Source organism: Paenibacillus rigui (assembly GCF_002234615.1).
GTDB classification, from domain to species: domain Bacteria; phylum Bacillota; class Bacilli; order Paenibacillales; family NBRC-103111; genus Paenibacillus_S; species Paenibacillus_S rigui.
On sequence record NZ_NMQW01000012.1, the window covers coordinates 59,319 to 71,774 of the forward strand.

Sequence of the window (12,456 nt, forward strand, 5' to 3'; positions counted from 1 at the left end):
CGAGATACGAATCATGCCGGCAACGCGAAATTGAGACGTACACGACAAAAAAGAGATATGAAACAAGGTTCGTATACAAGAGCATACAAACAAAGGAAGCCTTGGACTGGATCATGACGGTCCCTGGCTTCCTTTACTTTATGACGTTATACGTGTAAGCTTGCTTGTTCGATCAGCGTGCTGTTAGCGGCTGTATTAAAGTGACTATATTTTTTCCACTTGCTGAATAAGCTCGTCCATTTTAAATGCCCGCTTCTCAATCCGGGATACATACGAGCGCGATATCCCCAGCTCCTTCGCAATCTCCCGCTGCGTCCGTTCCTCATCGCCAAGCTCTATCCCAAACAGGCCTACAACAACCTCTTTTTTCCGTTCATCCAATAGATCCAAATTGCGGTATATCTTCACATTCATGAAAACTGTTTCCTGGTAAATGATGGGGAACAGACGTTAGCATACTATCAATAATATATAGCCATTCACTAGACTTACAAGCTGACGATTGCTTTGATCACCTTGGACTCCGGCTTCAGCCAAGTCTCAAATTGTTCAATCATCCCTTCGAATGAAGCACGATGGGTAATAAAGCGTTCGATATCGATGCTTCCGCTTTCCAAAGCGGCGCGCACCGTATTAAAATCCTCTGTTGTCGCGTTACGGCTGCCCATAAGTGTAAGCTCCCGTTTGTGGAACTCAGGGTCATGGAAAGTGATGTCTGCCTTGACCAATCCGACATAAATCAATTTGCCGCCATGCGCGACTAGACCGAATGAATCCGTCATCGATCTCCCATTGCCCGTGGCGTCGAACACAACGGTCGGCATTTCACCATTCGTAAGAGCCGCTAGCTGCTCCTGCGGCTGCTGCAGCGCATGAATGGCGTGATCTGCGCCTGCCCATTCCAGGCAAAAAGCCAAACGCTCGTCATTGATGTCCATCGCAATTACAGTGGCCCCCCGCTGCTTCGCCAAAATCATAACACCCAAACCAATAGGACCCGCTCCGATGACTAGCACGATTTCGCCCGCGCGCAGCTCCGATCTCCGTACCGCGTGAGCTCCGATGCTAAGTGGCTCTAACATAGCCGATTGATCCAGCGTTAGTCCATCCGTTTTGATTAAATAATCGGCAGGTAAAGAAACAAGCTCTCGCATCCCCCCGTCCTCATGGACGCCAAGCACTCTCATTGCTGTGCAGCAGTTCGTCTTTCCGTTGCGACAAGCTATGCAGGTACCGCAGTGTAGATAAGGAATAACACTCACCTGATTGCCAACTTGCAGATCATTTACCCCTTCGCCAACCTGTTCCACATAACCAGCCAGTTCATGCCCCAGAACGCGCGGGTAACTGAAGAATGGCTGATTTCCTTTGTAAGCATGCAAATCGGTTCCGCAGATGCCAATTCTTTTGATACGCACAATGGCTTCTCCAGCGGTTAATGTCGGCTCCTGCGTCTCAACAAGCTTAAACTGCTCAATCTGTTCACAGACTATCTGTCTCAAGCAACACGCCTCCTATCTATTTTATACATATACGTTCTCATTATATTCAGTTCTTCCGCTTACCCATGATTTATTGTGAACAAGCTCCAGGATCTCGAGCACCTCTTGTAGTAGTTCAGTATCTATCGGCTCATCCGTTCCCAATGCTCTGCCGCCTGCTTGCATCGCTGCTGAATCTCAGATGAGACCGGATGCCAATTTGCCCAACCATCTAGTCAGAATTTAGAACTAGCAGCCATGTGTGTACCATTTTAAAATATATGGTTTCTCTCCAATTTTTAAAGAGTTACCCCATCTTTGAAAATGGCGATTTCTTTAAAGCCGTTTTGTTCATTGCGAGTCGCAATCTCCCCCGAAGCGACTTGCAATACGTAGTGAAATAGATCATCAGTCAACTCGCGAAATCCAACATCTTCCAACAGCTGCCCAGCGTTAAAATCAATCCAGTTCGATTTCTTTTGGCACAACAAGCTGTTTGTCGAAATTTTCACGGTAGGAACCGGTCCTCCAAACGGGGTGCCGCGGCCTGTCGTAAACAGGACGATGTGAGCGCCAGATGCAGCTAAAGCTGTTACAGAAACCAGATCGTTTCCCGGACCCTGAACAAGATTCAGACCGTTTTTCACGACTCTGGAGCCATAGGGAAGCACATCCGCAACATAGGCATGTCCGCCTTTTTGTACACAACCTAAAGATTTTTCTTCCAGTGTCGTAATCCCTCCCTGTTTATTTCCCGGAGACGGATTCTCGTAGACGACCTGGTTATGACTGATATAATAATTTTTGAAATCATTAATTAAAGCCACTGTTTTGTTAAATACCGCTTCATCCTGCGCCCGATTCATGAGAATCGTTTCCGCCCCGAACATTTCCGGCACTTCGGTCATAATGGTTGTTCCACCGTAGGAAACCAGTAAATCCGAGAAGCTGCCGACCAGAGGATTAGCCGTAATGCCTGAAAATCCGTCAGAGCCTCCGCATTTCATACCAATTTTCAAAGCGGAGATGGGAACGGGTTGGCGTTTAAACGATTCTGCATACTCGACTAACGCCTTAATCAAGTCCATACCGGTTTCCAATTCATCTTCGACTTCCTGACTGATTAGAAACTTTACTCGATCTTGATCGAATTCATCAATCACCTTCATAAATTGATTGACGGAATTGTTTTCACAACCGAGCCCCAGAACCAGAACGCCAGCGGCATTGGGATGATGAACCAGATTGCTTAATATTTTTTGCGTGTTGCTAAGGTCATCACCCAACTGCGAACATCCAAAGGGGTGGGCGAAATGGAATATCCCGTCGATAGCGCTATCCTTAAAGCGTTCATTGCCCATTCTGGCTAGTATTTCCGCTGTTTTATTGATACACCCTACCGTATTAATGATCCAGATTTCATTACGGATGCCAGCTTCCCCGTTGCTCCTGATATATCCCTGGAATGTCAGGTCCGAAGGCTGCCGCTTAATCTCCTCTTTGGCCGGCTTATAGCTGTAGTTCAGCTTCCCCTCCAGATTCGTCCGGAGGTTGTGGGTATGCACCCATTGTCCTTCTTGAATGTCTGAGCTTGCACGTCCAATGGAATAACCGAACTTCAACACATGTTCTCCGGCTGATAGATGTCTTCTAGCAACTTTATGCCCAGATGGAATATCTTCTTGCAAAGTCATAATCTTATCTTCAAAAGCAACTGTCTCTCCCTTGGTAAAGGAGCGGGTGGTTATACAAACAGAGTCTTCCGGGTGTATGACTATAGCTGAATCGCTTTTTTTCATATGAGGTCTCTCCTTACAGTTTCATATTGCGGTATTCCTGTGGCGTGGAGCCGAAATGCTTTTTAAACAGCTTTATGAAGTAATGCGGGTTTTGATAGCCGATTTCAATCGAGATTTCATAAATTTTCTTCGTGCTCGTTTTCAGCAGCAGGATGGCCTTTTCCATCTTTAGACGAGTAATGTATTCGCTAATATTCTCGCCTGTTTCCAGTTTGTACAGACGGGACAAGTAGGTGGGATGCATGTTAAGCACATCGGATATCAGCTGGACGGAAAGGTCGGCAGACAGATGGGAAATGATAAATTTCTGGGCTTCCTTTACGGCTGCTGCTCGGGCTGTCCTCGTCTCGTTCTGCGCACTTCTCTGGAAGGTATCCAGCACGTTTGTTGTCCATTCCCTCAAGTGCTTGACTGTTCTAGCTGGCTGCAGTTCTTTTCCCAGTACGAACTCTGCTCCGATGAGATCGGCAAGGCTTCGGCCTTGCTTATGGGCAATATAAGAAAATGAGGAGAAGATGGAGAAGAAAGCTTCCGTCAACTGCTCCGACGATTCGCACCAATCTGTTTCAAGCTCATGCAATATGGCATCCAGCTTGGACGACGAGGTCTCCCACTGGCCCGCTTCCATGAGATGGACGAGCAGTGGAGGCTCATACAGCGATACTAAGGTGGTGATAGTTGCCATTTCCCCATGTCCTGCAATGTAGACGGGCAGTTCTTTATCATCCCCGAACCGTTTGCTGAGCAGAAGCAGCAGGTTATTGTATATTTTCATCATATCGTTAGGAAAAAGTCCCGAATGACCGGACAGCACCGAGATCGGTTTGTTCAAATAGCGCTGTACATTGATTTGAAACTGATTCACCAGCCGATTCAGATGGTATTGAGCCCTCTCTGCGGTAACTTGTTCCTCATCATAATCCTGCTCAGGCTTTGGAATCAAAACGAAAGCCAGATATTCGTGAGCATCCCGACAATACCACGTCTCGAAGTATTCTTGAAACGTCTCTTTAGCTAAATTGCCGATTGCGAATTCCATTAATGAAACCTCGAAAGCATTGTAATCAATCAAATGGTCTTTAAAGCGAACAAGCATTATGAATACATGTTGGTTCTGCACCACGGGAATCTTCAGCAGCTTGAGCTGCTCTTCCAGCTTATCTGCCGGCATCCGCTTGCCTTGGAGCAAGCTTTGCAGCAGCTCTGCCTGTATTTTCGGCAGGTGATGGCGCATGGTAGCCATCGCTCTGTTGTAGTTATATTTATTTTCTCTCTCGGTTTCAATGGTTTGGACGACGGCGCTGATTTGAAGAATGAGCTCATGATCGTCAATTGGCTTCAGCAAATAGCCTTGAATATTGTGTTTGATTGCGGCATGGGCGTATTCGAAATCGGCATGCGCGGTTAAGAGCAGGCATTTGATATGCTTCCAATGCATATAAATGCTGCGTGTAAGCTCAAGACCATCCATTTCAGGCATGAGCACGTCCGTGATGACGATGTCGATCTCGTGCATGTTCAGAAGATTAAGCGCTTCAAATGCGGAATAAGCTTTGTGAACGGTCTCGATGCCAATCGAATTCCAAGGAATGGTTTCGGCGAGCGTATCCACGACACTCATTTCATCGTCAACAAGCAGTAGTTGCATAATTACTGATCTCCTTCCGAACCTTCCATTTTCCTCGAACCTGATACTGTCCAGCGGATGGCGACTCTAAGTCCTCCCAACTGGGAATGGGTAAATTGCAAGCCGGCTTCTTGTCCGAAATGATAGCGCAGCCTCTGGTGAACGTTCCAAAGTCCGAAGCCTTCCCCGTCCTTGACATCTCGTTCCACCTTGAGCTGGAGCTTGCGGATCGTTTCCTCTGATATTTCCTTGCCGTTGTCGTCTATGGTTATTACGTATTCTTCGCCAATCAGCTCACCAGTAATATCAATAATGCCGTAGCGTCCGGATTTCTCGATGCTGTGGATCACCGTATTCTCGACAATTGGTTGGATCAGCAGGCGTGGAATTTGCAGCCCTCTCATGCTCTCAGGAATATGAATTTCGTAATGAAACCGTTTCAGCCGCAAATTTTGAATGACTAAATAATTGTCGATCAGTTCAAGTTCCTCTTGTAAAGAGGTCATCGTATGCTCGAGTTTGGTGACGTAGCGATAGTAGGAAGCGAGATTAAGAATCATCCGCGTGGCAGCATCCTTATCGTCAACGGCAATCATGTTTTTAACGAAAAACAGGCTGTTAGATAAGAAGTGAGGATTAATTTGCGCTTGCAGATGTTTCAGCTGTGCATCCCGATAACGAATATTCTCTTCATACACCTTTTTCACAAGCCGCTGAATCTCACTGGACATCTGGTTGAATTTTATAAATAAGTAATCAAACTCGTTCTTTGGCATATGGCGGATTCGATAGGAATACGTACCGGTTTGAATTTTTTCGATGCCGCGAAGCAGTTTTCTTATCGGTAATTGAACCTGCCTGTACAGGAATACCGCAGCCAGCAATCCAATCAAGAGCATGAGCGAAATAGAAGTGTAGAACAAATCGCGGCTCTTCTTAATGGGGAGCAGCACCTGCTCTAACGGAAAATAGCTCACCGCGTACCAACCGAGACTTTCTAATCGGACATAATCAACCGTGTACGATTCATCATCGATGTTGATAATACGGTATCCGTTCTGATCAGGAGGCTCCTTGTCCAAAGCGGCATTAATCTTGTTCGTCAGCTCCGAGTTGGTCTCAGGATCGTATATAGGCGCATTGCCTTGCTTATAAAAGATGGAATTACCGTTCTCAGCACTCGAATAATCGCGAAGCATTGTAATCAGATTGCTCTCTGGAAATCGCGCCTCTACAACCGTTTCCGCATCTTTGGGCTTCTGGTTGATAAGAAAGGGGCTCCATAGGAATTTGGCAAAATACGAATCGCCCTTCCGGCCTGCATGGTAAATCCAGGAACCGACGGGCTGATTGCTCATTTCATCCAGATAAGATTCATTGTAGACGCTGTAGTAATCGCTGGATACCGCTTGCTGAATTTGAGGATAGTAGATAGTCAGTCGATTCGTCCAATTGCTCGCTGCGCTAAGAAGGCTTATTTTCTGAATAAAATCCTCCTGCTCCTGAAGCCGTTCATATGAGCCGGGTCCGGTACCGATATTTCCCACTCTTTTAATGCCAGGGTCCCTGCTTAGAACGATGGCATTAACGGATAATTGATTGACGGTATTGTCGATTTGCGACCCAAAAAAGGAAAGATGCTTCAACGCCTTCTCTTGAAGCTCCTTCTCAATGACTTGAACCGATATTTGATTGGTGTAGCTGAAAATGAAAGCAATTGGCAGAAGCACGATAAGAATCAATAAAACAGTTTTGTTGAATGTGTTCCAACCACGAAACATGGCTCATTTCTCCTTTTGCCTATTCAACGATGCCTGTATCTATTTTATCCTTTTACGGCTCCCGCAGATAGTCCGCTCACGACATATTTCTGTGTAAACAGCGCTATAACAATAACGGGTAAAGTGATAATGCAGGCAGCTGCCATAAGCGCTCCCCAGTTAATAGAAGTATTCGCGATGAAATTGTAGATGGCCAGCGGAAGAGTCTTCGTCTTTTCGCCTGACAGTACGAGAGAGAACATGAAGTTGTTCCAGGAAAAAATGAAAGCAAGCAGCGAGGAGGTTGCCATACCGGGTAAAGAGACCGGGAGCACCATCCGGATAAAGGTTTGCACCTTCGAGCAACCGTCAATCCATGCGGATTCTTCGACTTCCTTCGGAAATTGCTCGAAGAAAGGAATCATAATCCACATGATAAACGGTAGCCCGATAACCATATGGGCCAGCGTCATACCAATGAAAGAGTCGATCAGCTTCGCTTTATTGAACAGGATATACCAAGGCACCAAATAGGTGATGCCGGGTATGATTTTGGCAACGAGAATAGTTAGTGCAAAATAAGGCATTTTGTATTTCGCAATTCCATATGCGGCGGGCAGTCCAAGCAGGAGAGCGCCCAATGTGGATGCGATGGCAATTACGAACGTATTCCAGATGAATTTCAAATAATTGTATTCCGTGAATACGGTCATATAGTTTTTAAAGGTCGGCTTGAACATAAACATATGCTCCGGTGACAGCACCTGCGCCTGCGTTTTGATGGAAGCGGTCAGCATCCACAGGAAAGGGAAGAGAAACAGCAATAAAATGATGATATTTAAGATCGTATAGTTTATTTTGGCAAGTTTTGTCGTTTTCATGTATGGCTCTCCTGCCTTTTGCGAATAGACGTCAATAAGATGATAACGGACAATATGAGTAGGAAAAAGATAACAAGCAATGCGGATGCTTGGCCAAGCTTGAAGTTCTGGAACGCCTTATCGTATATCATAATATTAAGCGTCTGGGAGGCAAAGTTGGGTCCGCCTTGCGTTGTTGCGTAAATGGTGTCGAACGTCTTCAGCAAATCGATAATGCGCAGTGTAACGGCGGTAATAATCGTTGGCATCAGCAGCGGCAGTGTAATATAAAAGAGCTTCTGCCGGGAACTTGCGCCATCAATGTCAGCCGATTCGTAAGGATCACTCGGCAGAGAAGCCAAGCCTGCAATAACGATAAGAGCAATGAATGGGGTCCATTCCCACACATCAATGAGGATCAAAGAGGGAACGACCTGTGTAACCGATCCGAGCCATTCCTGCTTCATGAAGCCGAGCCCTTTCAACGCCTGATTAGCGATACCGATGGAAGGCTCGTAGATCAGCAGCCATACTAGAGCAATGGCTACCGGAGTTGTAACCATGGGCAGCATCATAACCGTTTTGGCGAAGCGGCCTCCTTTGAACTGACGAGAGAACAACAGGGCGATCGCAATGCCGAGTACGGTTTCGAGCACGATGCTGACGGAAGTATGGTAGATAGTCACTTTCAGAGCGCCCCAAAACTGAGGATCTTTAAGCAGCATGACATAATTGTCAAATCCTACCCACGCGGGTGGAGTGACAGCGGACATGCTCCATTCGTAGAAGCTGAGTCTTCCTGTATAAGCAAGCGGATAAGCGACCATCAGGACGATGAAAAGCACGGCTGGCAAAGTAAATACCCACTTGAGATGACGGTCAATCCAACGGATGATCATATGTCTGGCTCCTTTGTAATCAACATGCACACTTATTTATCAGTGAATGGGGCAAACCTATGCATAACGGTTTGCCCATATTGCATGGTATTTTAACTTTTTTTACTTTTTGTTGTCTTTGTCAATAATGGCTTGGAGTTCCTTGTTTGCCGTCTCCGCAACTGTTTTAATGTCTTCCCCAAGCATGGTTTTCACGACGATACTACCTACCACGTCACGAGCTTCCGTTACGCTCATCACTTGAGGAACGCTGTGGTCAACGCCAATGCGCATCGTAGTTTTGATCGCATCAGCGAGATCCGCAGGGAATTGGTCGGTGCCTTTCGGAGAAGCCCAGACAGAGTCTCGTCCACCAGGTACGCCGCTTTGTTGAATGCGAAGAACGTTTTCCTTGTTCGTTGACCATTCCATGAATGCCCAAGCAGCATCTTTTTTCACCGATTTCGGGTTCATGGCAAGTGCCCAAGCGGCGATGGCATATGGCTTCTGGCCTGCTGTCCCTGCCGGAAACGGAGCGAATCCGACTTGTTTGGCCACTTGCGATTGCGCAGGATCGGTCGTATTTTTGAAAAGAGCGGCAGAATCGACGTAGAACGCCGCTTTTCCTTGGGCGAACAATGCGGCAGCTTGCGGCCATCCCATGTTCAGCGCGCCTTTTGGTCCGTAATTCTTAAGCAGATTCGCATATATGCCCAAACCGCTTATCGCTTCTGGTGTATTAATTGCCGCCTTGCCGCCGGAAATAAAATCCCCGCCTTCGGAGTAGATGAAGGAAGCCGCAGCAGAAACAAGCGCGTTGCGCTGTCCGCGAGCTACGAAGCCGTAGAAATCATGGTCAGGGTCATTTAACTTTTTGGCGGCTGCTTCCAGCTCTGTCAATGTTTTTGGCACCTGGATATTGTTTTTCTCCAGAATGTCTTTACGGTAGTACATAACGAATTGATCCGTCCAAAGCGGGATCGACATCAACTTGCCGTTCACCATGCTTCCGTCAACGGAGGCTTTAGAGAAATCGTCAAATTGGTAAGCAGCATTCTTTTTTACATAGCTGTCCAGCGGTTCTGTCCAGCCGTTTTTATCATATAAAAGTTTTTCCATGTATGGACGGTAGGTGAATACATCCGGCGTTTCGGATTGCGTTGTGAATTGAACGGCAAGCTTCTGCTGTATCTGTTCCTCCGGAAATACCTGCAGATCAACATCGATACCCGTCGCTTGCTTGAATTCTCCGAGGGACGATTTCAATGCGTCTGTCCAAGGATGGCTTAAGGCAAAAACGGTTATTTTTTTTCCCGCAAATGGCTTGTCCGCCGCTGGCGCCTCCGTTGCCTCCTTCGTGCTTTGTCCGCATGCCGTCAAACCGATTGACAAGGCAAGCGTCAACCCAACGATTCCCCTTTTATTTAGCTTCATTGTTGAGACCCCTTCCTGCTGCTATGATTGGTTTCGCTTTCATTTATTATTTTATAATGCTGTCATATCCGTATCTATAGCACAAATTAAAGCATTATATATCAAAATTTTATCAATTCTCCAGCTGCATTCTGTTCGTGTGTCAGTATCAGAGAACATGGGTCAGGGCGTAAAGCTGAACAAAAGTCCCTTCCATTTGCAAAACAAATGGATTACTTGCTTAAGAGAGCAGCAATAGACACAAAGAGCACAAGAGTTAAGCGTTTGTCTGCACTTAACTCCTTTGCTCTTTTTCCCTTAATATAGCCTCTGCTATGTAATATTAGTCGTAATAAATTTCCTTTTTAGCGAATCTATATTTTTTCCACTTGTCGAATAAGCTCGATTATAATACCCAATTTGTTTAATAGGTTTAAAAGGACCTGCCAACCGGCAGGCCCTTCACCAACTTATCACCGCTTCGCCTTATAAAACTCATGATAAAGCTTCATCAGCGCCCTCTTCTCAATCCGGGATACATACGAGCGCGATATCCCCAGCTCCTTCGCAATCTCCCGCTGCGTCCGTTCTTCTCCACCGTGCTCGAGCCCAAAGCGGCCAACAACAACTTCCTTCTCCCGATCATCCAATATGTCCAGATTCTTATAAATTTTCGATTTCTCGATTTTCAGCTGAACTTTATCCACGACATCATCGGCCTCCGTGCCGAGTATATCGATCAATGTAATCTCATTTCCCTCCTTGTCCGTTCCGATGGGGTCGTGCAGTGAAACGTCTTTGCGCGTTTTTTTCAGCGACCGCAGGTGCATCAGGATCTCATTCTCAATGCATCGTGCAGCAAAGGTTGCCAGCTTCGTGCCTTTGTCGGGAGAAAAGGATTCGATCGCTTTGATCAAGCCGATCGTTCCGATAGAGATCAGATCCTCCAGATCTTCGCCGGTGTTGTCGAATTTTTTGACGATATGAGCCACCAGTCTCAAGTTATGCTCGATGAGCAAATTTCTCGAATGCTGGTTGCCTTCGGCCATTAAGCGAAGGTGTTTATCTTCCTCCGCTTCTGAAAGCGGTTGGGGAAAAGCATTATTTTTGACGTACGAGACGAGTAACATTAACTCTTTAATGAACAAGGCGATTGCTGAAAAGAATCCAGGCAAAGCTGCCACCCCCTACAAGTTTTGCGGAGCAAAACTTCGGATGCCTCCGCTTAGAGTAGTATCATTTTATGTGGGCAGCAGCCTAGAAGTGCCTGTACGTTTCAAATAAAACAGCTTCACGACTTTTAACTCAATTGAAAAAAAGCAGGCCCATGGAAATCAGCCGCCGGTCATTCGCACAAAAATAAAACCTTTACCTCACAACGTTCAGAAGCATCTGCCCGTCATAGGGTAAAGGTTGGTTATTTCAGGAAACTGTCCTGCCGATATAATCGAAATATGCATCCGCCATATGCTGAACACCTCGAACAAGCTGCTCTTCATTTACATAGCTGAAGCAAAGCCTTGCATGATGGTAGCCCTCCGGGTTCACGAAGAAGCTTTTGCCGTCTACGAAGCTAACCCCCAAATCAGCGGCCGCCTGTACGAATGCGCTCGTGTTGACATCCTTACGGAACGTAAGCCAGATGTAGAAGCCCCCTTCAGGCAGATGGAAGGTGACGTGATCCCCGAAGCTCGCCCGGAGCGCAGCCGCCAATACATCCCTTTGCCTCCGGTAATGGGCAATTAAACGGTCGATGTGCTCTTGAAAAGGCAGCCGCTGCAGCAGCTCCGCTAAAATTTCCTGGGTGAATACGCCGATACTGCCGCCAAGATTCAACAATCTCATCTTCTCGATCACCCGCGAATCGGCAATGACCCAGCCTAAGCGCAGGCCCGGCCCGATAATTTTGGAAAAAGTATTCAAGTAGATAACCCTTTGCGGAATCAGAGTATACAGAGCCGGATAGCGATCACCTGTAAAATTCAGCTCAGAATAGGCATCATCCTCCAGGATGAAGAAGTTGTACGTTTCCGCCAAATGGGCCAGCCGTTTTCTTCTCTCAAGGGATAACGTTACGCCTCCGGGATTATGGTATGTCGGCATCGTATAGAACAATTTGGGAATCGGCCTGTTATTCCGTTTCGCCTCCAGCAGAGCCTCCTCGATGAGGTCTACACGAACCCCGTCCCCATCGATAGGGAAGGATGTAATATGGGCTTCCGCCGTCCGAAACGCTTGAAGCGCACTGAAGAAGGAGGGGGATTCCACCCATACATGATCGCCCGGATCAACGAGAATTCGCGTTGCCAAATCAATCCCCTGTGTGGAGCCGTAGGTCACCAAAATTTGATTCGAGTCCGCCTGAATGCCATGCACCAGAGAACGCTGTTGAATCCAATGGAGTACCTTCCCGGGGCCGCCGGAGCCCGAATATTGCAGCGCCTTTCTCCCGTACAGCGTGACGGCATCGGCAGCCGATTGGGAGAGCAGTTCGATCGGGAACAAATCGGGAGCAGCGAAGCCGAAGGACAAGTGGATGTGATCCGGTTTCGTAACCGTCGTACTGCCGATGGATGGCGTTGCAGGAATCCGTTTGGCAAACGCAAACGTATCTAAAATCGAAGACATGGACATCCCA

Annotated in this window: 9 protein-coding genes and 1 pseudogene; all 10 read right to left on the reverse strand. The window is 46.9% G+C overall.

The genetic code is table 11. The features are described 5' to 3' along the window. Positions 1 to 204: 204 nt before the first annotated feature. Positions 205 to 405: pseudogene (locus CF651_RS07845) on the reverse strand (sigma factor-like helix-turn-helix DNA-binding protein); the annotation flags it as partial. A gap of 83 nt (positions 406 to 488) precedes the next feature. Beyond that, positions 489 to 1,502: a zinc-binding alcohol dehydrogenase family protein gene (locus tag CF651_RS07850; RefSeq protein ID WP_094014302.1), complete on the reverse strand. Its 1,014-nt coding sequence runs from the start codon at positions 1,500 to 1,502 to the stop codon at positions 489 to 491. Between the two features lie 278 nt (positions 1,503 to 1,780). Then, entirely contained in the window at positions 1,781 to 3,280 is a 1,500-nt protein-coding gene (locus tag CF651_RS07855; protein ID WP_094014303.1) for a UxaA family hydrolase, read from the reverse strand. Between the two features lie 13 nt (positions 3,281 to 3,293). Next, positions 3,294 to 4,928, reverse strand: coding sequence for a response regulator (locus tag CF651_RS07860; protein WP_094014304.1), 1,635 nt, complete (start codon positions 4,926 to 4,928; stop codon positions 3,294 to 3,296). A 2-nt stretch (positions 4,929 to 4,930) separates the two neighbouring features. Beyond that, complete coding sequence (locus CF651_RS07865) at positions 4,931 to 6,688, reverse strand: sensor histidine kinase (RefSeq protein WP_094014305.1); 1,758 nt, start codon at positions 6,686 to 6,688, stop codon at positions 4,931 to 4,933. Positions 6,689 to 6,732: 44 nt separating this feature from the next. Beyond that, complete coding sequence (locus CF651_RS07870; RefSeq protein ID WP_094014306.1) at positions 6,733 to 7,548, reverse strand: carbohydrate ABC transporter permease; 816 nt, start codon at positions 7,546 to 7,548, stop codon at positions 6,733 to 6,735. Then, a complete protein-coding gene (locus CF651_RS07875; RefSeq protein ID WP_094014307.1) occupies positions 7,545 to 8,426 on the reverse strand; it encodes a carbohydrate ABC transporter permease in 882 nt (293 codons plus the stop codon). The genes CF651_RS07870 and CF651_RS07875 overlap by 4 nt, the downstream gene beginning before the upstream one ends. Before the next feature lie 102 nt (positions 8,427 to 8,528). Then, entirely contained in the window at positions 8,529 to 9,839 is a 1,311-nt protein-coding gene (locus tag CF651_RS07880; protein WP_094014308.1) for an ABC transporter substrate-binding protein, read from the reverse strand. Positions 9,840 to 10,291: 452 nt separating this feature from the next. Next, on the reverse strand, positions 10,292 to 10,993 hold the full coding sequence (gene sigK / locus CF651_RS07885) for an RNA polymerase sporulation sigma factor SigK (RefSeq protein WP_094014309.1): 702 nt from the start codon (positions 10,991 to 10,993) through the stop codon (positions 10,292 to 10,294). A 247-nt stretch (positions 10,994 to 11,240) separates the two neighbouring features. Further along, entirely contained in the window at positions 11,241 to 12,446 is a 1,206-nt protein-coding gene (locus CF651_RS07890) for an aminotransferase-like domain-containing protein (RefSeq protein WP_094014310.1), read from the reverse strand. Positions 12,447 to 12,456 lie beyond the last annotated feature (10 nt).

Coding starts and splice junctions, on each gene's coding strand:
- CF651_RS07875 (WP_094014307.1), bottom strand. CDS start 8,426: ATGATCATCCGTTGGATTGACCGTCATCTCAAGTGGGTATTTACTTTG.
- CF651_RS07890 (WP_094014310.1), bottom strand. CDS start 12,446: ATGTCTTCGATTTTAGATACGTTTGCGTTTGCCAAACGGATTCCTGCA.
- CF651_RS07880 (WP_094014308.1), bottom strand. CDS start 9,839: ATGAAGCTAAATAAAAGGGGAATCGTTGGGTTGACGCTTGCCTTGTCA.
- CF651_RS07865 (WP_094014305.1), bottom strand. CDS start 6,688: ATGTTTCGTGGTTGGAACACATTCAACAAAACTGTTTTATTGATTCTT.
- CF651_RS07855 (WP_094014303.1), bottom strand. CDS start 3,280: ATGAAAAAAAGCGATTCAGCTATAGTCATACACCCGGAAGACTCTGTT.
- CF651_RS07870 (WP_094014306.1), bottom strand. CDS start 7,548: ATGAAAACGACAAAACTTGCCAAAATAAACTATACGATCTTAAATATC.
- CF651_RS07860 (WP_094014304.1), bottom strand. CDS start 4,928: ATGCAACTACTGCTTGTTGACGATGAAATGAGTGTCGTGGATACGCTC.